We start from the raw sequence: 24794 nt of genomic DNA on the forward strand, positions 1-24794 counted from the left end.
AAAAACGCCACCTTGAAATACTCAAAGTGGCTTATCTTGTTTCTGTTCACTGTTTTTACATTATCTGTTTTCCATTGAAATATCCTGCCATAAATACCATCATAAACACCGTTGATAATACGACAACTAACTGGTACAGTTTCTCATGATTTTCTAAGAAATTGCCTGCTATTATGAAAAGTGGCAGTGCGCAGAGCATATATCTTCCACCGCTTATAAGGAATGTCACTCCGTAACAGACCATAGTATAAACCCACAGATATGCCGTATATTTGAGCGGCTGCGTTTTAAGTGCACAAAACAATACGATTATCATAAGGACAACTATCAATACCTCAGGCAACCATACGCTCATCTTCATGCTGTTTGTTGTACCTGCATCTGTCAGATACCTCCAGACATCACCAAAACCTTTATTGAAGTTTGCCACCTCATGGTACCAGTGGTCTTTCTGATATTCCTGAAATTTAAACGGATCTCCCTCTACTTTATAGTTAAGATAAAAATATATGAGATTTCCTACTGGTATGAGCAAAAGAAAAATTCCTTTAGTAAATACTTCTTTGAAGAACTTTCCTATCTTTTTCTCTTTCCACATAATCACCGGAGAATATGTCTCCAAAAATTCAACTCCTGCCACACCTAAAAGAAGTACACCCTGAACCCTGCAAAGTGAACAGAATATTCCAGTTATACCGACAGCAAGCCAGTTATGTTTTTTTATAAAATAAAATCCTATTGAGAGTGTCATAAAAAACAGACTCTCTGTCATCATTCCGCCAAAGAAAAATGCGAATGGCCAGACACTTACAAGTACAAGTGCTTTTTCGGCAGTTCTCTTTCCATATTCCTGTGATACCGTAAGATAGAAAAATACTGCTCCGACACAATATGTAAGTGTCGATAATGTAAGAAATGCTATCTGCCAGTCTCTTACCAAAAAATGTACTATCTTAAGCAGCCACGGACAAAGCGGAAAAAATACAAGAAACAAATGCTGTCCGTTTTCTATACAGTTTGCATAGCCTTTTTGGGCAAGTTCAATGTAATGCTGTGAATCCCACCTGTTCCAGCCTGCAAGAAAATCACTGAAAGAATATTTTACATCATCGGAAAATATCATCGCTATCGCAACTCCCGCAATATAAATACCTATTCTGAATATAAGTGCATACAAAAAAACTTTTACGATTTCTTTTCTTGTCACTTCTTCACTCTTGGGCTGAAAGTTGTTTGCAAGTATATTTTTTCCACCTGCAAGCTTGGTCACAAATGTTATCACCCACAAAATTGCAAAGATAAACATCAATGCAGTACATAATAAAACCATTTTATTCCTCCTCATTTCTATAATGTACTCTCGGCATCTTCTCAAAATGAATCCCTTCGGCTTGATTTCCGAGAATATATTATACATATTTTCTGGTTATCCTCTTGTATTATAACATACAACCATCCATATATAAGTACCCATAACCACATATAAAAAAGTCATGGCAAGCAGGATTTTTCCTGCTAATTTTTTATTTCTATTAACTTCATTCAAACTTTCATCATTAACAGATGATTTTTCTTCTATCATACCTGTCTTTCTATCTGCCGACGAAACAGTTTCTTTTTCTTCAGCTATAGCTGTTTCTTCTCCTGCAAACGCAACATCTGCTTTCCCTTTTATCATATCTACCTTTCCATCTGCTGTGCCACAAGTTTCTTTCACGACCTGACCCCTGTATGATACAAGCCATATTCCACCAAACAATGCCTGAACTATAACAGTTGGTGTTATATATCTGAAATTCATAGTGCATACCATGGGATAATCTGCTGACATTTTATATATGTTAAGCATCATAAATACATAAAACAACACAAAAAATATTTTCCATATAGGCTGCATATTTTTTGCCTTAACTAATGCTATTATCATTATAACAAATAATGATATGGCAAGAATAATGCAAAGCCAGAAATAGGGCTTACACAAAGCTAAAGCAAATTTATTATCGCCAAAGGTATATTCATTTACATACTCATGAAATAACGAAGTTTTAAGCAGAGATATTATAGGATTATTTTCATTAAATCCTATTTTTTTGCCGTTTGCATCTATACTTAGCCACTGTTCAAACACATTTTTAAAATGTTTTGCTGAAAAATCTGTTATCCTGTTTAAAAATTTCTGGTCACCTAACTCCTGCGATGTTCCCTTTGCCACTTCCTGTATATATGTTATCGGCATCTTATATTTGATAAGATTTTTTATCTCAAACCACAATCCAAGAGGTACGCACACAATCCCAAATGACAAAAACTGGATGATATATTTTTTTATGTTATTTTTTCCATTTTTTATAAATACATATAAAAATACAACTGCAACCGACGGTGCTATAAGCCCTGCTGAAAGTTTTGCCATCATTGCAAATCCTATACAAAATGCTATTTTTAAAATATTCCTAATATTTTGTTCTTCATACCATCTCATCGTACATACTATGGCACACATCATAAGTGCGATTGAAAGTATATCATTATTAACACTTCCTGCAAGATATGTAAATGACGGATGGAATGCCACTATCATAAGCGGTATATAAAGTGACATTCCTTTCAGCTTGAAATACCGCAAGATTTTATATGCTGCTATAATAACCACCATCGAATAAAACAATGTAAGTGTCTGCAATGATTCTCTTGACGCATCCTTGTCTACTCCTAGCACATACTGGTTTATGCCTATCCACACGGCAGACAGAAAATGATGGAGTGGCGGATGACAAAATGTCCATACCTCTCTTGGATCGAAATCAGGCAGTTTATGATTGAACAATATATATTCAATGTAAGCAGAATGACCGTCATTGCCACCAAATTCTCCTACATCATTCTGCCTTGTATAAACCGATGTATAAAAAATATAATAAAATTTCACAAGAAAACTCTCTCCCATTATAGCTAACGATATAACCTGCATCTTTAATTTATCACTATACAGTGAGACACACAACATTCCCAGTAATATCGTCCCTACAACAAAAATCCATACACCCTTATACTGCGAATTGGTGAATCTGTAAGCCCCAAAAAGTAAAAGAACTGTATATTCAAGTACAATCGTAAATAATGCACTATACGAAATCTTATTTTCCTCACCAAATATGAAATTTATCTTATCTCCGTAATTTTTTAACATACAATGATAAAACAACAGCGAAACAATAAGCACTATCATTATTTCAATGCCAAGAGTATTCTGAGGAACATTTCCCTCCGAACCAAAACAAAGCAAATTTGCCATAAGACATACCAAAAACATTGACAGGTACGGATGTTTTGCAATCGTGTTTATTATATTTTCAGTCATTTGTTTATTTTGACTCATGATATTCTTTCTCCGTATTTACATTCCATATATTTGTTTTATCAGTTACATTATCTTTTATTGCTTTTGCAGTATTTATTGCCGTAAGCATTGAGTGGTCCATATTGTTGTATCTGTGCTGACCGTTTCTTCCCACACAGAAAAGATTGTCATAACCGTCTAAATATGTAACCAGCTTATCAAAATCGCTGTATGTATCAAAATATGCCGGGTATGCTTTCTTTACTCTCTCCCTGTGTGCATCAAGGACTGCATCCGATTTTATCACTTCCATTCTCACAAGCTCGTCTTTTGCAAATGCGATACATTCTTCATCAGTCATATTCCAGAATTCATCACCCTCGGCACAAAAATATTCAAGTCCTATCCAAACCGCGTCCTCAGGTTTTTCAACCATATACGGTGACCAGTTGTTAAATATCTGTATTCTTCCGAGTTTGTATCCTTTATCCTGAACATATATCCAGCAGTCCGGTACTATATCTGATAATGTTTTCTTGTCCGTCTTATTTACAAGTTCAAGTTTTTTTACAAGAAGTCCAACCGTAACAAAATCCCTGTATGGAAGTCCTGCCGCCACATCCCTAATATCGTCAGGCACATCGTTCATTCCCTCAACAAGATTTTTTACAGGCATTGAAGAAATAAATACATCACCTGATATTTCTTTTTCACCATCCGGTGTAGCACATATGACCGAAACTATCTTACCGTCTTTCTTATTTATCTTTTTTACACTATGTTCAAATAAGATACTTCCGTCTTTTTCTTTTATCTTTTCTCCCGTAAGTTCCCAAAGCTGACCCGGTCCGTACTTCGGATACCAGAACTGTTCAATAAGTGAGGTCTCTGCATTTGAGTTGTCTTTTTTACCGAATATCTTAGAAAAAATATCTTTAATTATCGCACGGATAGAAAGACCTTTGACACGCTGAGCTCCCCAGTCCGCCGATATTTCTCTTGGATGCCTGCCCCAGAGTTTTTCCGTATAGCCCTCAAAGAACATACTGTATAATACTTTTCCAAAACGGTTTATATAAAAGTTTTCAAGATTTGTCTCAGGTCTTTTCTTTATGCATGAGCCAAGATAACTCATTCCTGCCTTAAATGTAGTAAAAAGTCCCATATTTTTTATAGTTTCAGGCTTCATTGATATAGGATAATCAAAGAAATGGCGATTATAATATATCCTTGAAACCCTCTCCCTGACAAGCATTACCTCATCTTCCTTTTCAGGGTCAGGACCGCCTTTTGCAAACTCTTTTTCTCTGCCGAGCACCTTATCATCATAGGACGGTTTACCCTGTACCGGGAGCATATCAGACCACCACTTCATAATCGTATCATCTTTTGAAAAGAAGCGGTGTCCGCCAATATCCATCCTGTTGCCGTGGTATCTTACTGTCTGTGATATACCGCCGAGCGACTTACTCTCCTCAAGTATCGTAACTTTAATATCATCATTATCCTTTAATAGTTCATATCCTGCTGTAAGACCAGCCGGACCTCCTCCGATGATTACAACATTTTTTTTTAAATTTTCATCCATTCTTATTAACTGTTATCCCTCATTTTATAACTCATTACATTTATATATCACAACATTCTGAGCATCATATACCTTTTCCGCAATCTGTCCTAATCCCTCAAAATTAATCTGGAATTCGCCAGTTTCCACATCACTTACAAAAATATATGATACATTATATTTTTTATACAATTCCTTATTTCCAACCGGGTCTGCGTACATATTGGCAACCTCATTTTTACGCTCCGCCGTGTTAATTCCGTGATAATATAAAAATGTATCTGCCCCGCATACAATACTTCTTCCCGTCAATGCCGCAACTGCATTATTATGATTATCTCCCGTAAGAAATACCGCTTTTTCAGCAGTATTTTTTTCTATATATTCAGCCGCATCTACCTGTGCTTTTGAATACAATTCATAGTCAGACACACATTCTCTCGCAATAGTCATACTAGAAGAAAATACTCCTACAAACAGCAAACTTACCGCTAATGCACCTTTAAGTATTATATTCCAATTTTTCTCAAATAATTTTATCACAAAATCTGAGACAATTCCACACATAAATACAAATGCTACAAACAATAATTTATTATTGTCATATTCATTTGGCTGAAATACTACTAGCTCAGCAATAAAAAATATCAGTAACATTGGCGATGCAGTCTGAACTTCTTTTTTCTTTGCCGATACCCAAGCTGGGAAAAAAATCAAAAAAGTAATTCCTATATTTTTCAGATAAAATATAAAATAATTATCATTTGCATTAGACCAGTTAAAGTGGCTTCTCAAAAATCCATCACCTGATGCCTGACCAAATGTCCAAAATAATAACTGTGGAAATGCAAATAATATTACTGGAATAAGAAATACTCCCCATGTTTGTATATAACTTTTAATAGTCGAATTTTTAAAACATAATACAATTTCTTTAACAAAAAGAACTGCTATAATGCCTAAGCCTGCAATCATTATAATAAAGCCATTTTTTTCTATCAATCCCGTCTTGTCATTATACATTCTCAACAAAAAGAAAAATACTACCCAGATTATTCCAGCGAGTTTTAATAACAAATAACTTTCTTTTTCTTTATACATATCCCAAAACAGCCATACAACACATATTATACCCAGTGCGAGAAATGAATGAGTGTGTATCATAGGTAAACCTGCTGCCATTATCCCGGCTATAAGAAAACTCTTAATGCTTCGATTTTCTTTTGCATAATATAAAAACGCAAGAAGCGGAAATAATACTGCCCATCCAAACAATGTCGCACGTTGTGGAATTAACATATTTGCTATTATCTGTGCCCAGCGATAATTGTAATCGCCAATACTTGTCGGTGTAAAATAAAACTCTGTAAAATTTTTAGAAAAATTTACTTTGTTTAAGAAATGGATGAAACCAAATCCCCCATCGTAGAAAAATAATATAAATGCAATAAAAGCTACCGAACCTTTTTTGAACCAAAACTTAATAAAACAGTAAAATCCACAAAAAACCTGCATTACCGCAACAAGCATTGGAATAATATATGCCACTCTAAGTGATGCTCCCAATAGATACAGACTTGAACTTATACTGTCACTTAAGAACGGATATGCCAGTTTTATGCCCGGATAAATAGAATATTCCGGTGGAAATGTATGCTGTTTTGCAATGCTTGTGATAAATCCTATATGCATATTCATATCACCGTAAGTTGCCTGTCCCGTATGTAAACTTCCGTCTGAATTCAGTAATATCGTATGCGTATTAAGGCAATAAGCAAATATAACAAAACTTGCAAAAATAATTATAGATGCCGGATTTTCCCACAAAAATCTTTTCCATTCTATCGGTTTTTTATAAGTATTTATAAATCCCTGTTCCCTATTTGTTTTCAATATAACTAATATAAAAACAAGCACCTGAATAACCAAAGCACATATATGTGCCTTAACCGTAAAATCCATGAAAAAAGCAAATATTATCGGCATCCATTGAAATTCAAGTGTTCCGAAAACACTTCCCAAAAGACATTTAAACATAATACTTAACTTTTGACTATTCAGCAGTCTAAACATTATAATTATACCACTTATAACAAAGAACATATAATACAGAACCGCTGTAATATTTCCTATAATCCCCTCTGACATAACTTAAACTACCTCCTTCTTCCAATACAATGTAAGCGAAGCACAAACTATCAATATCGGTACATAGTTAGTAAAATATCTTCCGCTTGTTTCCCATAAGATTAAAAAGCATAGTATCCCAAGCATCGCAAGTCTTGGAGCTGTCGGCAAAATCGATTCTCTATATTTAACTTTGCCAACAATATCCCTACCAGCACCAACAATAGCGAGCAGATATAAAACTATCAATAACCCTGTTGAAAATGACTGATATTTGCTATAATTTTTCCCTGCATATAAGATATAATTATGAATACCGGTTTCATTCGCCGGTGTATCGTCTAAGAAATCTGACAATGCATATGTTCCATCGCCAAAACAGATTACCGCTTTGCTAGTCCAAAGTTTAAACAGACCTGATACACCCAGTTCTTTAACTCTCTCCATTGCCTTTTTACGGCAGGCTGCCGACCTTTCATTTACATCATACAACCTTGTATATTCATAGTCCTCCGGATTATAATAACCATTATTTTGTAAGCCCATCATTATCCAATGCCAATATGGTGTTTTTAAGTTCTGATATTGCTCGTCACTTATATAATTTTTATAGATATTATGATTATATATTGACACTGTTACCCCGTAAAATGCTAAAGAAACAACTAATATCAACAACACTTTCTTCCACGAAATACAAAGAAATGCATCTATGACTACAGCTATCAAAACTATAACAACGGTAAATTTTATCATCATACCTATAGTCAAAGACACCCCCATAGTTACAAGATATATTATCTGTTTCTTTTTATCGTTTTCATCTTTTAAACACAGATACAAATAATAGAATAACACCGGAAATATTAATGATAACGAGTCTGTATAAAATGCCGCACCCATAAAATAAAACGGAAAACATAATAAAACTAAGATTAATGACATCAAAGCTGTTTTAGAACCTGCTATTTTTTCACAGATAAGTGAAACAATTACGGCAGTTCCCGTTATAAGTGCACTGTTTACAATTATTCCTACCGCAAAAAAATCCTTTATGCCAAATAATGATGCAATTTTAAATACAATATGTAAAAATCCCATTGAGCCAAGATTATTTGGAAAATAACCAAAATACTCATAAAAATTCGAGAAATTCCCCTCATTAGTCCATTGAATTGCTCCGCTATAGATTGCATCCATATCAAATGACGGTGTAAATCTCAAAAGAAATCCCATTCTAATTAAGACAATATAATATACGATTGAAAAAACAATCAACACTTTTTTAAAATGGCGGTCAATCTTTTCCTGAACAATTTTACTTAATATAAACATCCCTATTGCCACTACAACACCGCCAACCATCATCCCCGGAAGAAGCTTGGTTATTTTATATGAATGAATCTTATCCGCAAACATAATATTTAATGATATATATCCAAAAGCTATAGCGAACAACACATAGCTGCACTTTGTAAGTATTTTCCCTAGACTCTCCTCTTTCATCCGTCACCTCTCCTTATCTCGTGGTAGTTGAAACCGCTTCAATAGCAACGCTTCCACCTCTGACTACTTCTATTCTGTTTATAAAAGTTTTATTAAACAAATCTATTATATCATTAACTTTGCCTTCTGTCTCCACATATCTTACAATAACCGATTTTTTTCCATAGTCAGCAATCTCAAGATGGTCAAAAGAATTTACTATCCTGAATATCTCATTTTTATCTTTCTCTGTACAACTGTTTATCTTGATATATACAAGTTCCGTCTTATGGATAGGAATATCAGAAAAATCCATAACCTTGATAACGACAACATTTCTGTTAAGCTGCTTTTTAACCTGCTCAAAAGTCACATCATCCATAGTCATCTCTATAGTCATTCTTGAAACAGTAGGGTCCTCAGTCTCACCCACCGTAAGCGTATCAAGATTGTAGGACTTGCCCGCAAAAAGACCGGAAATCTTAGCAAGAACTCCTATCTGATTTTCCACATAAAGCGAAATACAACGTTTCTTCATTTCCATATCACAATCATCCTTTCTATTTTTTCTTATCAGTTCATATACAAACCATATTTTGTAAAATTTTCACTAAATTATATTTGTGCAATCAACACAACATAAATCTAATTTTACAAATCTTAACAATCCATAATCATATCCGCAAGCGTTTTTCCCGTCGGCACCATCGGCGATACATTTGCCTCTCTCTCTATCACGCACTCAATAAGTGTAGGTCCCTTTTTAAATTCAAGCGCATAGTCAAACGCTTTCTTTAATTCTTCCTCTTTTGTTATCCTTATCCCCCTTGCTTCATAACTCTCAGCAAGTTTTACAAAATCAGGTATATATTTCGGACAGCATTTGTCCTTATTCATACAGTCACGGTTGCAGCTCTTTCTATATGTAAGGCAGGTACTTGAATATCTCTTGTTAAAGAAAAGCTGCTGCCACTGTCTTACATTTCCGAGATAACCGTTATTGAATACTACTACAATGACAGGAAGTTCATAAACCATAGCTGTCGCAAATTCCTGAATGTTCATCTGCATACCGCCGTCACCTGATATTGCTATAACAGGTCTTTCAGGATTTCCTATCTTTGCTCCTATTGCCGCTGGAAATCCATACCCCATTGTTCCGAGTCCGCCCGATGTAAGAAGCTGTCTGTTTGTCTCTATATCAAAGAACTGCGTTGTCCAGAGCTGGTTCTGACCTACATCTGTGCTTACGATAGGTCTTTCAAAGTTATCATTTATGTACTTTATTACTTTTTCAGGTGTAAGTCCCTCATATTTATCCATGTTTATAGGATATTTTTCTTTCCATTCAAGCGTCTGTTCTACCCATTTTTCTATCTTGAGCGGTGCTCCGTACTCGATAAGTTTTTCTATGGCAAGTTTTGCATCTGCTACTATAGGAATGTCTACGACAATATTTTTTGAAATAGAAGCGGAGTCTATATCTATATGCACTATCTTTGCATCTTTTGCAAATTCACTTATCTTTCCCGTTATCCTGTCATTAAATCTTGTACCTATGGAAATAAGAAGATCACATTCACTTACCGCATGGTTTGCCGCATAACTTCCGTGTATTCCGATGTTTCCAAGATATAATCTGTGCTTTGATGATATTGCACCTTTTCCCATAATGGTCGTTATCGCAGGGATGCCCGTCATCTCGACAAGCTCTTTCATCTGTTCGTTTGCCCCCGACAGATTTACTCCTCCTCCGAGTAAGAACAATGGCTTTTTTGCCCTTTTCATCATGCTCACGGCTTTTTTTATCTGTCCAACATGGACACCCTCACTAGGCTTATAACCTCTTATATTTACTTCCTCAGGATATTCTTCACTTCCCATCGCAACCTGAATATCTTTCGGTATGTCAACAACTACAGGTCCCGGTCTGCCTGTTCTTGCTATGTAGAAAGCTTCTTTTATTATTCGTCCGAGGTCCTCTCTCTTTCTTACTGTTACGCTGTATTTGCATATACTGTTCGTTATTCCTACTATATCTACTTCCTGGAACGCATCATTTCCCATAAGGTTTAGCGGAACCTGACCTGTAAAGCATACAAGCGGAACGCTGTCATAATTTGCTGTAGCAATTCCGGTTACAAGGTTTGTTGCACCCGGTCCGCTTGTGACAAGGCACACACCTGTCTTTCCTGTTGACCTTGCATATCCGTCTGCCGCATGGATAAGTGCCTGCTCATGTCTTGGCAGAATGACTTCAATATCATCCTGGTCGTACAGTGCATCAAAAAGATCTATCGCCTGACCTCCCGGATAACCGAAAAGTGTATCAACCCCCTCCTCTTTCAATGCCTTTACAAATAATTCAGTTCCTTTAATCATAGTTAAACACCAAACCTTTCTTATATAAGTAGTAACAAAAGTCTGCTTTGCAAACTCAGTGCCGCTATCACTGCATCTTTCATCAAAAAAGCCCTAAACTGACAAACAATGTCAATTTAGGGCGAATATTTTCGTGGTACCACCTAATTTCAGATAAAATCTGCACTCATCCGATACTCAGATAAAAATCTTTTATATCGTTTTCCATATAACGTTGGAAAATCCGTTGAAGCCTACTTGCATCGGTCTGCAGCAAAACACATTTTGATACAAACATCATTGATATACGGATATATAAAATCTGCTAATCCATATCACTGCTTTCAGTTCAAAGCTCAAAGGCTACTTCCATATATCAGATACAAGGATTTTCACCATACATCCTCTCTCTAGGGAATCTTAAATATATGTACTCCTCCTCATCACAGCCATCACTTTTAAATTAATTGTCCAAATTTCATATACTATCGACCACAACCTGCCGTGTGACCGCTAATAATACTGCTTAATTGAAAAAATATTAACATAATCCTTTTTAGTTGTCAAGGTTATCATCCGGCTCGACAACAATCTTTACAGGCATTCCCTTTTGAGGACTATATCTCTTTTTTATCTTTGGAACTGCCGTCTGCATCTGCGAATCAGACTTGATATCCTTAAGTTCATCATTGGTATCGTCTGAATTTTCATGCTCATCTGTTTCTAAGGCTTTTACAGCTTCTCTCTCAAAGCTGCTCTCGTATTCCTCAGTCTTTTTGTTTTTGCCGGACCTTGTCTTAAATTCCTTTACGACCTCATCCTGTGTTTTTAAAGCATCTGCCTGTTCATCTTGGCTTTCTGTTTCTGATATATCGTTCTTTGTTTCGACATTCTCTATGTCATCATCTTCTTCCGCCGCAGCTGCAATTTCTTCTGTTACATTTTCCAATTCTGATATATCCTGTTTACTGTCAGATATTTCTGCATTATCATCGTCCGATACTCCCTGCTCTGTTTCTGAAATATCTGTAATTGTTTTACCATCTTTATCTGCTATATCATTGCTGCCGTCCAAATTTTCATCTTCGTTTTTTTCTGATTTTTCAGATGTTTCATCACTTTCCTGCTGCTTGACATCATCTGATGTTATCTGCTCTGTTTTTTCCTCTTTATCTTCATCTGATTTTTCTGCATCATCACCTAAATTTTCAAATAATTCATCTTCCGCCATTTCTTCGTCCTCATCGACAGGACCTTTCTTCATTGCAACAATAGCTGCAATTACCTTGACTGGCACGCCGATAAGTAATATCGCATCAACAATAAGAGTGATATAGTAACATTCCGGAAGGAACTTTTTGATCATAAACCACGAACCGAGCGAGTTGCCTAAAACATTTTCTATGATAACAGGTACAAATTGATATATCACTATAGGAAGTGCAATATGAACAACCACATCCACAATAGTCTTAACTATGCCAATCCCTTTATTTCTTGTTCTTCTATACCACCAGCTCATCATGAACATAGGAAGAAGTGACGCAAAAAATGCAATGACATATACAACATCAAACTCAATATGCGGCATCATGACTGCTTTTGAATCTATTGTTCTCGCTTTCTCGCCTATTGCAAGACATACAACATTTGACATAAGTTCAGAAATTACATCATTACCTGAAATTACATCAGATGTGTCAAAAAGCATAGCAATTCCAACATCTTGACCCGGTACGAGAAAAGCTGCCGAAATGTAACCATCTATAGCTCCTGAAACATAATATACATCCTGCTTGCCGACTTTTGTTTTTATCCATCCAAGACTTGATGTTCCATTTGTTCCGAATATTGTTTTTCCGCAATCTACACCATCAGAATATATTTTTTCAATCTGATCATAAGAAAGGGTCTGTCCACCCGCTGCGAGATACATACTCAAAACATTTCCCATGTCTTTCGCATCTGAAACAATGCCTGTAGCTGAAACTGCATCCCACTCTTTGTCATCATTGCTCACTGCTCTTTTTGCAACCGGAAGCCCAAAAATATTATCATGACCACCCACAATATCTTTTCCTGACATTTCATCGGTAGTATATGTTGACTCAAGTTTTAATGGTTTTACTATCTTTTTCTGAATATATTCTGAATAGTCACTTTCAGACACAGCTTCTACTATTTTTCCAAGTATCGCATAGTTTATCCTTGCGTCCTTATATTCTCCCTTTTTTCCATCCGGAGCAGGAATCCTGTCACCCTTTATACTCTGTTCAGCAGTATAGCCGCTTGTCTGTCTCAAAAGCTCCTCAACTGTCACATCACTATTTCCATCAAATCCTGTAACCAGCTCAGAAACACTTGTGTCAAGTTTTAGTTTTTTTGAATCCGCAAGCTGCAATACGGCTAATGAGGTAAATACTTTACTCACTGAACCAATCTTTAAATCAGATGTTGTCTCCGGCACATCTCCAAAAGATGCACTATACACCTCTTTTCCGGATGTTACTATAGAAACGGAACCTCCCGGTATCTTTGCATTTGATAACTGCCCCATAATATATTTTTCAATATCACTTTCATGATAACCCATCGCTGATGCAGTAGTCACAAATGATAATGACAGCACAAATGCCAGCATAAATGTTAAAACTTTTTTCTGCATGGTATATTCTATCCTCCACCATTATTTTTTTGTCTCTATTCACTCCTCTGAACAGTAGCCATTTTTCTGCAAGTACATTTTATTACTGTTTGCATTAAATCTACGAACAATAAGCATTTTTTATTTTATCACAAAACTATATGTTTGTAAAAGAAAAAAACTCTGCCATCTCACAACTAATGTGAAATGTAGGCTGCAGTTTACATAACAGATGCAATCTGCAACAAGCGCAGAGTTTTGTGCTTTTTCAATCTATATCCATATCTTCCGGTCTGCTTTCATAACAAATTATGCTGCAACGAAGTCTCCTAATTCACGAATAATCTGATTTGCTTCAGCCGGTTCACAGTTTCCTGTCATCCACATACTGTTTCTAAGATCCATAGTCATAATGCCAAGCAAAGATTTTGCATCTACATAATAACTTCCACAGTATAAGTTAAAATCAGCATCGTATTTTGAGAGAATGTGAACAAACCTGTTTACGTCAGCTACATCTCTAAACTTAATGTTTACTTTGTTCATTACAAAAACACTCCTTTTCATCTCAAAAAAATACATTTTGCAACTTTTCACGCTACTATATCATCAATGAAACTTTTGTTATATACATTTTCTACTGATTTAACTACAAAAAATACTGTTTTTTTCTGTTTTTTTCTATTTTTTCCCTTTTTGATACATTTTTCTATATTTTGCAGGTGTGATACCATTTTTTCTTTGAAAATATACACTAAATCTGCTCTGCGAACTGAACGCACAAAAACTGCTTATCTCCTGAAGAGAATAATCCGTAAATTTTAACAGATATTCACTTGATTTTATTTTTTCATCAATAATATACTGTTTAAGTGTAACTCCTTCAAACCGGCTGAACTGTTCTGAAAGATAATTTGGTGAAACCCCTATATATCTGGCAATATTTCTTACCATAAGCTGTTCGTGTATATGAGAGAATATATAATCCTTAACCTGATGTATCAATGGATTTTTTATGTTTTTTCTATTTAAATCATGCACATCCCTGGCATAATTAAACTCGGCTTCCCTTACAACCCGTTCTATCTCTACCGGATCATTCATCTCTTCTTCTATATACATTATATATCCGTCAGCCATTGAAAATGCTTTCTCCGCATTTAATCCACCCTCTATGGCACACCTTGAAGCACAAGTTATAACCGCTATCGCAACATTTTTTATACTCCTGACCTGATTTTCCGCAAGTTTCCCTATCTCACCCGGATAAACCTCATTTATACTTGCTTTAAGTCCCTCTATATCGCCACGCCTTATACTGTCATGTTCCCTCTGCTCCTGTGCATATGGATTATGCAGCTTTCCATTCTCCTGATATTCAAATATATTCTCTGTTATAAACTTACTGACAGAATCATCAAGAACTATGTTCTTTGTCCAGAGATCACCTTTACCTATCATTTTACCCGTAAGTTTATTCCATATAAGTATTATCGCAGATGTATATGTGTCCTTGGGACATTCAAGTATATCCTGGTTGCGATTTTCAAATTCACTGTAAAGTGCAGTCTTTCCTATAACAATAAATTCTTTTTCTGGCTCATTCCACATAACGCATACAACAACACTTGTATCAATAAGTATAATATATGGGAAATCTTTCCTTGACTTTTTAATAATTTCTGAATATAGTTTTAAATCTTCTTCTCTCGATTCAGATAATTGCTCTTTTACATTTCCATTTTCATCAAATATCGCAATATGAGCCCTCACTATAGGCATCATATGCATTAAGAAAAACTTATCTTTCATATATACCAGTCCTATTATCCGATAATGATAAACAAAGCGGAATCTGCTGTCTTTGCACAATATAACTCCTGCCATTTATTTTAGAAGCCGTATTGTCTTATTAATTCAAACATCATTTTCCGCTTTTATTTATAGTTTGTAATTTATTGTCAGTCAGGCAGATACCCGCAATCTGCTCTGCTGCCTGATAATGTTAAATGTTGTTAGCTAATGCTGCTGTAATGATTGCCATAGAATAAACCTCTGATGCATTACATCCTCTTGACAGATCATTAACCGGTGCATTAAGTCCGAGAAGTATAGGACCATATGCCTCAAAATTACCCATACGCTGTGCAATCTTGTATCCGATGTTTCCGGCATTAATATCAGGGAATATAAATGTATTTGCGTGACCTGCAACCTCTGATTCAGGACACTTTGTCCTTGCGACTCTAGGTGATACGGCAGCATCAAACTGAAGCTCGCCATCTATAGGAAGATCAGGGTACTTTGCTCTTGCTTTCTGAGCTGCATTTCTCATCTTGTCAACATCTTCTCCCTTTCCTGAGCCATGTGTCGAATAACTTAAAAATGCAACCTGCGGATCTACACCGAATATCCTTGCACATTTTGAAGCCTCACCTGCTATCTCTACAAGTTCATCCTCAGTCGGTTTGATATTTATCGCACAGTCACCCATAGCGATAACCTCATTTTCACCTGTAGCACTTGGTCTTACAAGTATAAAGCATGATGATACGATACTGTGTCCCGGCTTTGTCTTTATCAACTGGAGTGCCGGACGAACCGTGTCAGCCGTTGAATATGTAGCACCACCAAGTAATGAATCAGCAACACCCATTTTTACAAGCATAGTTCCAAAATAGTTTGCCTGTGAAAGAACTTCTCTTGCCATTTCAGGTGTCATACCTTTTTTCTTTCTGATTTCACAGAGCATTTCAACCATCTCGTCCATCTTCTCATAATTTTCAGGATCTATAATCTCAGCACCTCGAATGTTAAAACCACACTCCTCTGCTGCATCCATAATCTTTTCTTCATTTCCAATAAGAATAGGATGAAGGAAATTACTTGCAAGTAATCTTGAAGCAGCCTCAAGAATACGCGAATCCTCACCTTCCGTAAAAACGATCTTCTTTGGACTTTTCTTTAAAGTGTCTATTAACTGACCAAAACCAAACATTCAATCATCTCCATTTCTAAATTTTATATATATAATTATGTATTATTGAATACCATGCCTATTTTCGTATAATTTGATAAAAAAGTCAATATAAACAATGCCAATTTGATAAAAAAATGCAATAGAAGTATGATATGATTATATTATGTAACAGTTCAGCCATAAAAAGTTAGAACTGTTACCAGATTTAACAAAGCGAGGTATTCCTATGTCACCACAATTTCCGGCAACCATATCTGCCGACCAGAAAAATATGATATTTGAAAATATGTCAGACGGGGTCATAACCCTTGACTCTGACGGCACAATAACTTATTGCAATTCAGCAAGTCTTGAAATTTTAAGAATTTCATCCAAAAAAGATGTTCTTGGACAGTCCTTTAAAGAACTTTTTATGAATAACAAAAAAAACAAAGCTTTCAACAAACTTTTCCGTGAAAGTATCGACAAGGGAAAAGTAATGCCAAAAACTTCAATAAGATACCGTTTTGGCAAAGAAAAAGAAGTACACTATTTTAATATAGATATAAGTCTTTTAAAACCATCGCAGACGGAACTTTTTGACCCCGATGCCGTTTATAACCCGGACACCGGTTTTAACGGTATGGTGATACTTATAGAAGATGACACCGACAAATATAAATTAAGACAGCATGAACATGACTGTGCTTTTATTTTTGCAGGTCTTATACTCTGTATCAGTGTTTTCCTTATGACATGGAGTCTTTTGCAATTTACTTTACATATATATTTAAAATCCTCCGTTTACACTCAGATTATAGAATGTATAACCTTTTTGCTTTTCCTCGTTATAGTCTTTATGACAAGCTTTTCAATGCGTGACATAGGACTTATCCCACGGAAAAACACAATAAAGAAAACTATTGTCGAGTCTCTATCCATAGCGGCTGTCGCTTCATGCATACTTCTGCTTAGCAAAGCCATACTTATGTTACTCGGTTACAAAATAAAGGACTACTATATAGGTGGTTCGCTCTCAGGTGTCTACACCTATGTATTCACCGCCTTTGTTCAGGAATTTCTTGCCCGTGGCGTGATACAGACAAGTGTAAAATCACTTATGAAAATACGCTTCCAGAAATTTTTCAGCATATTTTTAACTTCTCTGCTCTTTTCACTTATGCATATGCCTTTCGGTTTCTATTTTATGATGAGTGCATTTTTACTCAGTATGGCTCTCGGATATGTATATGAAAGACACCAAAATCTGTGGGGATGCGTGTTTTTGCACTGGTGCTGCGGCTATCTCGCCATGTGCCTGTATTTTTAACTCATATCACTTCAACCTTATAAAGATAATCAGCAAGACATTTAACTACTCATTGTATTGTTAAGTACCTTTTTATGGTAGAACTGTTACATTTATTGTAACTGTTATCCCAATCTTGCATTGTGAATATCCCTTATAAATGTTATAATCTTAATACTTTACAGATTTTTTGGAGGTATGTATATATGAGTAAAAAAATTTTATTTCCTCAGATAAAGGGACTGCTCCACGGCTCAGACTATAACCCTGACCAGTGGCTTGACCGCCCTGACATTCTTGAAAAAGATATTGAACTTATGAAAAAAGCAAAGATGACAAGTATGTCCGTAGGCATATTCGCATGGGCAGCCTATGAACCGTCAGAGGGCGAGTTTCATATGGACTGGCTCAAAAACATTATGGATAAACTCTATGAAAATGGCATCTATACCATTCTTGCAACACCTTCAGGTGCCCGCCCTGCCTGGCTTGACGAAAAATATCCTGAATGTATGCGTGTAAATGCCGATGACCACCGTGCACACCACGGTTTCAGACATAATCACTGTATGTCATCACCTAAATTCAGAGAAAAAACCGGTATCATTATAAATAAGATAATCGACACTGTAGGCGACCATCCGGGACTTGTAATGTGGCATATATCAAATGAATTTGGCGGTGAGTGTTTCTGTCCTCTGTGCAAAAAGAAATTTCAGGACTATCTCGCAGACAAATTTGACCACGATATAAATAAATTAAATAAGGCATGGTGGACAAGCTTTTGGAGTCATACATACAATGATTTTTCACAGATAGAACCTCCATATGCCAACGGTGAGTTCAGCATAATGGGGCTAAATCTCGAGTGGAAACGCTTTACCACATGGAATACTACTGATTATATGAAGTCAGAGATTGAAATCCTCAAAAGGAGAACACCAAATATTCCTGTCACAACAAACTTTATGCAGCTTTTCCCAGGGCTTGATTATCGTGTGATGGCAAAAGAGCTTGATGTTATTTCATGGGACTCTTATCCTTTCTTCCATAATAACTATGAAACTTTTGCCGACACAATGGCGAGAAGTTCTTTTGACCACGCAGTTATGCGTTCAATGAAAAAAGACCAGCCTTATATGCTTATGGAAAGTGCTCCGGGACTTGCAAACTGGCACAGATACAACAAACTCAAGCGTCCCGGTGTGCATAAACTCTTTTCTGCACAGGCTGTAGGATGTGGTTCTGACACGGTACAGTATTTCCAGTGGCGAAAGAGCAGAGGTGCTTTTGAACAGTTCCACGGTGCAGTCGTAGACCATCTAGGCACCGATGATACCAGAATATTTAAAGAAGTTGCCAAAGTCGGAGAAATGCTTGACAATCTCTCAAAGGTAAAGGGAACACTGGTAAAACCTAAAGCAGCACTTCTCTTTGACTGGGATAATATGTGGGCTATTGAAAATATGCGTGGACTTTCAGACGAAACAAAAAATTATCCTCAGACTTGTGCTGACATTTACCATGAATTTTTAAAACTTGGAATAGACATGAATGTAGTAGCATCAGATGATAATCTTGACGACTACAATGTAGTTGTCGCACCTATGCTATACATGTTAAGACCGGGCACAGCTGATAATCTCAAAAAATTTGTAAAACGAGGCGGTCAGCTCCTTGCAACATATCTCACGGGTTATGTAGATGATAACACACTCTGTTTTCTCGGTGGTTTTCCAGGCAACGGACTTAGCGAGCTATTTGGCTTAATAAGTGAAGAAATTGATACACTTTATGACTGCGACATAAATTCAGCCACATTCACAAATGGAAACAAAGCCAAAATCCGTGATTATGCTGAAATTCTCCGTGTATCAGATGCAGATGTTATCGCAAGATATGACAGTGATTTTTATGCCGGAACTCCCGTTGTAACACGAAAAACATATGGTGATGGCAAATCGTACTATGTTGCTGCAAGGCTTGATATGAATGCAATGTCTGAGCTTTTCAAAACTATGCTTGAAGAAACAGAAACACCATACTATGTACTCCCCGATGGAATAGAATATCATAAGCGTGAGGACGAAACCGGTGATACAATAGAATTTTACCTTAATGTGACTGATAAAGAATTAAGTTTCAGCACTATATCAGGTGATAAACTTACTTTAGAGCCATATGGAGTAAAGATTTTTTAATTTAACATTACAGATTTTAAACAAAAATTTGTAATTTTTCCAAATTAATTTCAATGTAAAAATTCAAACAAAAAAACTACCGCTTTATTATAGGATAATATTGCGGTAGTTTTAATTTCCGGCAGCACTTTTTTATTTGCCTCCATTTTTATTTTTTAATTCGATGAATCTCAGCTCATCTTCCAATTCACATTTAAGTTTGAACGCTTTAACAGTCTGATCAGAAGACATATCAATCAGTCTCCCATATTTCATAACATACGAACAAAACTCAATCTTCTCTTTTAATTCTTTAACTTCCTGATTAACGTCTGCCATAAGACCTACCTCCCGAAATTTCGTTACTGTTCACATATATGATGTGGCTAATAACTATTTTCTTTTGTCATAATATAATACCACAAATCTGAAGCAATTAAAATATAAAATTTAATTTTATTGCTTAAATTTTTTCTAAACACTCTGTATCACTCTATTTTATCTCCACTCGTTTTCTAGTGTATAATTATTCACATATTCAGTATAGATATTAATACTATACATTCATTGTCTTTTCATGACTAAACTGTGGCTTATCATCTGATTGATTTTTATGTAACTATTGCGAACAGTCCCGCTTTTTGATAAGATTTATCAGTAATCAGATGTTTTTTGATAAATCATATCAAAAAGCGGCTGTTTGTACCTGAGCAAACACAAATGGCTTTTATATTACAAATACTAATTCGTATCTTAGCTTAATAACTAATCATTGCTCGGAAATGAGGATAAAATGAACAAAAAAATGAATCTTGGTGACTTAAAAGCCGGTGACAGTGCCAAAATAATATCCGTGGGCGGTGAAGGTGCTTTAAGACAGCATTTTCTCGATATGGGACTTATAAAAGGAACTACTCTCTCTCTTATAAAACTTGCACCTATGGGTGATCCGCTTGAATTACAACTTCACGGATACGATCTGACACTTAGACTTGACGATGCGAAAAAAATTGAAGTTGAACCGATTGTATCCGATAAAACACCGAAGAAAAGCAAACCACACAAGTCGATTCCTCATCCAGGATTTGGCGAATATAATGAAGAACATAAAAAAGAACACCACAATCCTCTGCCTGATGATGAAGTATTGACTTTTGCCCTTGTCGGCAACCAAAACTGTGGCAAAACAACACTTTTTAACAGACTTACCGGTTCAAACCAGCATGTAGGGAACTTTCCCGGTGTAACGGTAGACAGAAAAGACGGTGTGATAAAAGGTCACAAAAACACCCTTATCACCGATCTGCCCGGTATATATTCAATGTCGCCCTATACAAGCGAGGAAATAGTAACCAGAGAATTTATACTGAAAGATAAACCGAAAGGTATCATAAACATTGTCGATGCCTCTAATATAGAAAGAAATCTGTATCTGACAATGCAGCTTCTTGAACTTAATATTCCAATGGTCATTGCCCTTAATATGATGGACGAGGTAAGAGAAAATGGTGGTGCAATACATATAAATGAGATGGAAAAACAGCTCGGCGTCCCGGTAATTCCTATATCTGCTGCAAAAAATGAAGGCATAGAAGAACTTATAGACCATGCACTCCATGTAACAAAATATCAGGAAACACCTATAAGAACCGATTTTTGCTCTCCTGATGATAACGGCAGTGCCGTCCATGCTTGTATTCACGGAATTATGCACCTCATCGAGGACAAAGCCAAAAAGGCTTATATCCCTGTACGATTTGCAGCATCAAAACTTGCCGAAGGTGACTCTCTTATCAAAGAAGCCCTTAACTTAAATGAAAAAGAGTCAAATATACTTGAACAGATTATCCAGCAGATGGAAGAAGACAGAAAACTCGACCGTGCAGAAGCCATAGCCGACATGAGATTTCACTTTATATTAAAAACCTGCGATGGAACTGTTGTAAAGCCACACGAAAGTAAAGAACATACGAGAAGCCGAAAAATCGACAAGGTACTGACCGGAAAATACACGGCACTCCCAAGTTTTGCCATCATAATGGCACTCGTATTCTATCTTACATTTAATGTAATCGGTGCTGCACTTTCAAACCTGCTTGAACTTGGTATCGAGTTTCTCACAAATGCTGTCGACAAAGCTCTGACATCACTCAATGTAAACAGTGTCCTTCATTCTCTTGTAATTGACGGAATATTTAACGGTGTGGGAAGTGTACTCAGCTTTCTTCCTATTATAGTAACATTATTTTTGTTTTTGTCATTGCTGGAGGACAGCGGTTATATGGCTCGTGTCGCATTTATCATGGATAAGCTTTTAAGAAAAATAGGACTTTCCGGCAGAAGCATAGTCCCTATGCTCATAGGCTTCGGCTGTACAGTTCCCGGTGTTATGGCAAGCAGAACTCTTTCCTCAGAACGCGACAGAAAAATGACGATACTGCTCACACCTTTTATGAGCTGCTCGGCAAAACTGCCTATATACGCATTTTTTGCAACTGCGTTTTTCCCCGGCAACGCAGCACTCGTCATGATACTGCTCTATTTTATTGGCATTATTTTTGCTATAACTGCCGCACTGATATTTAGAAGAACACTCTTCAAAGGCGAACCCGTTCCCTTTGTTATGGAGCTTCCTAACTATCGTATGCCGGGCATAAAAAATGTGGCTCAGCTTTTATGGGAAAAAGCGAAAGACTTTCTCCAGAAAGCCTTCACCATAATCTTTCTTGCTACAATCGTCATATGGGTATTACAAAATTTTGATTTCAGATTCAATGTGGTAGAAGACTCAAAATCAAGTATTTTAGCATCCATAGCGGGCGTTATCGCTCCTGTCTTTTCGCCTGCCGGATTTGGCGACTGGCGTATATGCACGGCACTTATCTGCGGATTTATGGCTAAAGAAAGCGTGGTATCAACACTTTCGGTACTTATACCAAAAACATCATTTTTACTCGGAATCATATCACCTGTAAACGCAATGGCACTCTTAGTATTCTGCCTCTTGTACACACCTTGTGTTGCGGCAATAGCTTCAATAAAGCGTGAACTTGGTGGAAAATGGGCATTGCTTGTCATATTGCTGCAATGCAGTATCGCATGGGTTGCGGCGGTTGTTGTTAATCTCGTTGGTGGAGTAATCTGGTAAAAATATCACGAATAAAGTAATAAAAATAGCAGAAAACATTTAGAATATAAGTGTTTCTGCTATTTTTATTACTTAAATATCAAATGCATATTGGAGTTTCTGCGTAATTCCTTAACATTGCAATTTTTACGCAATGCCAACATAACAAATCATTTATTATTTTTTTTTAACTATAAAACATACTCCGATAACATTCTGCCTATCTTTCCAATATCCACCGCACCCTTAAACTAAAACTCTATCTGCTCCCCAGCTATCAGTAAGCCGTCAACCTCACTGCGAACCTCATCATTGCTTATCGGTTTCAAATTAAATACACTGTCCTGATTAAAATTTACTGCCATTTTCTTTCTCCCTTCGCTGAATTATAAGAAGTAAATTGATACAAATATTATACCTCTATAGCCATACTTTGAAAAGTGGACTTTATATAATATTTCATTTATGAAATGAAGTAAACTCAAGCTGCATAGCAACGACTGACAGCTTGCTGGCAGGTTTACGAATGTAATAAATGAAGGGCTGAACTGTTACTTTTTGATTCATATAATCATTATGCGCATATTGCAAATCATTTTTGCATATGCTATAATGTCAATAGACAAAAGGAAATAATAGTCCATGACGGACAGCTAACGAAAACCCCGAAAGTGTGCAAGACTTTCGGGGTTTTCTATTCCTATTTTGGTATGGAAGGCTTAATACCATAGGTTAGTTACCAACTATTTGTCTCCGTCTAACCATTTGTTGATGCAGTGACAAACTACACCAGCCGCAACGGCAACAATAAAGGAAATAATAATATCCATGACAAACACCTCCCTTCCTTACCTGTCTGGGAGCGGTAACAGACATATTCTATCATATAAATTCACAAATTTCTACAAATTAAAATCACACTCTTCCTTCATACCCACAAACACCCATTCTTGGAGAATTGCATATTGGCAACAAATATCCTTCTTCATCTGAAAACTCATCATTTTCTTTATCATGAGCTTTTTTTAAGCAATCTTTGCACCAAAAGGCTGTTCCATTATTATATCCAAACGGGTTTACCCATCTAGCTTCATTCTCTTCACAGCTATTGCAAATTATTTTAGGAGGATTATTACGAGATAAAATTACAATCTTATTATTGTGTTTTTCCCTCTCAATACAACTATTTACGCTAAGGACTAATCTCGTTGTTGAACCAAAATCATATTCATACGAAAAAGTATCTCCCACCCCAACAACATCTTTCAATTTGTACTTCATGTTTTTTGAAGGTTTCCCCCAAAAAAGTTCTGTATCCGGACAGCTTTCATACTGTACACCATTGCATATAAACATGCTGAGATGGCAACAACATTCCACCCATATATCACGCAAAAAATCTGCTTTTCCTTTTTATATTTTCTTTGTCAAGCTCTTTTTTTCTATCTTTACATGCTTGTAAATGACGAAGCATTCCACTTTTGGTATATTCTTTTCCACAGTATTTACAATAACCTTTAATTTGTTTAACCATATTATCTTTCACTCTCTTTCTTAAAATTTACTGCCATTTTCTTTCTCTCCTCCGTTTGATTTGGTTTTAACATTACGCATCTGCTTTTCCATTGCTATTCATTATCATCCATCCTAGTATAATAATGATGTAGTCAAACAAGACTACTTGGTTAATAA

Annotated in this window: 17 protein-coding genes and 1 other annotated feature; of the genes, 3 read left to right on the top strand and 14 right to left on the bottom strand. The window is 36.1% G+C overall.

The window, feature by feature from the left end:
• Positions 1–55: 55 nt before the first annotated feature.
• From DWZ63_RS07805 to pta, 11 genes are all read right to left on the bottom strand, one after another.
• A complete protein-coding gene (locus DWZ63_RS07805; protein ID WP_118499380.1) occupies positions 56–1330 on the bottom strand; it encodes a hypothetical protein in 1275 nt (424 codons plus the stop codon).
• 96 nt (positions 1331–1426) lie between these two features.
• Positions 1427–3382 (bottom strand): glycosyltransferase family 39 protein, encoded by a 1956-nt coding sequence (locus tag DWZ63_RS07810; protein ID WP_118499382.1) that lies wholly within the window; start codon positions 3380–3382, stop codon positions 1427–1429.
• Positions 3369–4931 (bottom strand): NAD(P)/FAD-dependent oxidoreductase, encoded by a 1563-nt coding sequence (locus DWZ63_RS07815; protein ID WP_118499384.1) that lies wholly within the window; start codon positions 4929–4931, stop codon positions 3369–3371. The genes DWZ63_RS07810 and DWZ63_RS07815 overlap by 14 nt, the downstream gene beginning before the upstream one ends.
• A gap of 24 nt (positions 4932–4955) precedes the next feature.
• Complete coding sequence (locus DWZ63_RS07820) at positions 4956–7058, bottom strand: hypothetical protein (RefSeq protein WP_118499386.1); 2103 nt, start codon at positions 7056–7058, stop codon at positions 4956–4958.
• 3 nt (positions 7059–7061) lie between these two features.
• Positions 7062–8543, bottom strand: a complete 1482-nt coding sequence (locus DWZ63_RS07825) for a glycosyltransferase family 39 protein (protein WP_118499388.1) — start codon at positions 8541–8543, stop codon at positions 7062–7064.
• Between the two features lie 13 nt (positions 8544–8556).
• A complete protein-coding gene (gene ilvN / locus DWZ63_RS07830) occupies positions 8557–9060 on the bottom strand; it encodes an acetolactate synthase small subunit (protein ID WP_055942933.1) in 504 nt (167 codons plus the stop codon).
• 122 nt (positions 9061–9182) lie between these two features.
• Positions 9183–10904 (bottom strand): biosynthetic-type acetolactate synthase large subunit, encoded by a 1722-nt coding sequence (gene ilvB, locus DWZ63_RS07835; protein WP_055940865.1) that lies wholly within the window; start codon positions 10902–10904, stop codon positions 9183–9185.
• Between the two features lie 114 nt (positions 10905–11018).
• Positions 11019–11339, bottom strand: a binding site (T-box leader).
• 100 nt (positions 11340–11439) lie between these two features.
• On the bottom strand, positions 11440–13548 hold the full coding sequence (locus DWZ63_RS07840) for a serine hydrolase domain-containing protein (protein WP_118499389.1): 2109 nt from the start codon (positions 13546–13548) through the stop codon (positions 11440–11442).
• Between the two features lie 288 nt (positions 13549–13836).
• On the bottom strand, positions 13837–14073 hold the full coding sequence (locus DWZ63_RS07845) for an HPr family phosphocarrier protein (protein WP_055940859.1): 237 nt from the start codon (positions 14071–14073) through the stop codon (positions 13837–13839).
• Positions 14074–14208: 135 nt separating this feature from the next.
• On the bottom strand, positions 14209–15339 hold the full coding sequence (locus DWZ63_RS07850) for an AraC family transcriptional regulator (RefSeq protein WP_172794128.1): 1131 nt from the start codon (positions 15337–15339) through the stop codon (positions 14209–14211).
• Between the two features lie 193 nt (positions 15340–15532).
• On the bottom strand, positions 15533–16525 hold the full coding sequence (pta, locus tag DWZ63_RS07855) for a phosphate acetyltransferase (RefSeq protein ID WP_055940853.1): 993 nt from the start codon (positions 16523–16525) through the stop codon (positions 15533–15535).
• 208 nt (positions 16526–16733) lie between these two features.
• On the opposite strand from pta, the gene DWZ63_RS07860 reads away from it, so the two are divergent.
• Complete coding sequence (locus DWZ63_RS07860; protein ID WP_118499391.1) at positions 16734–17816, top strand: CPBP family glutamic-type intramembrane protease; 1083 nt, start codon at positions 16734–16736, stop codon at positions 17814–17816.
• A 185-nt stretch (positions 17817–18001) separates the two neighbouring features.
• The gene (locus DWZ63_RS07865) at positions 18002–19996 is read left to right on the top strand and encodes a beta-galactosidase (protein WP_118499393.1); all 1995 of its coding nucleotides are present in this window, start codon (positions 18002–18004) and stop codon (positions 19994–19996) included.
• 132 nt (positions 19997–20128) lie between these two features.
• Here DWZ63_RS07865 and DWZ63_RS07870 read toward each other — a convergent pair whose 3' ends face one another.
• Positions 20129–20314: a hypothetical protein gene (locus DWZ63_RS07870; protein ID WP_022015341.1), complete on the bottom strand. Its 186-nt coding sequence runs from the start codon at positions 20312–20314 to the stop codon at positions 20129–20131.
• A gap of 466 nt (positions 20315–20780) precedes the next feature.
• Here DWZ63_RS07870 and feoB point away from each other — a divergent pair, with 466 nt between their 5' ends.
• Positions 20781–23123, top strand: coding sequence for a ferrous iron transport protein B (gene feoB / locus DWZ63_RS07875; RefSeq protein ID WP_055942931.1), 2343 nt, complete (start codon positions 20781–20783; stop codon positions 23121–23123).
• Positions 23124–23353: 230 nt separating this feature from the next.
• On the opposite strand, the gene DWZ63_RS15945 is transcribed toward feoB, so the two are convergent.
• Entirely contained in the window at positions 23354–23467 is a 114-nt protein-coding gene (locus DWZ63_RS15945; protein WP_147353210.1) for a PH domain-containing protein, read from the bottom strand.
• 550 nt (positions 23468–24017) lie between these two features.
• Positions 24018–24458 carry a hypothetical protein gene (locus DWZ63_RS07880; RefSeq protein WP_055940844.1) on the bottom strand — a complete coding sequence of 147 codons (441 nt, stop codon included), beginning with the start codon at positions 24456–24458 and terminating at the stop codon, positions 24018–24020.
• Positions 24459–24794 lie beyond the last annotated feature (336 nt).

Source organism: Clostridium sp. AF34-13, assembly GCF_003477845.1.
Taxonomy (GTDB): domain Bacteria; phylum Bacillota; class Clostridia; order Lachnospirales; family Lachnospiraceae; genus Butyribacter; species Butyribacter intestini.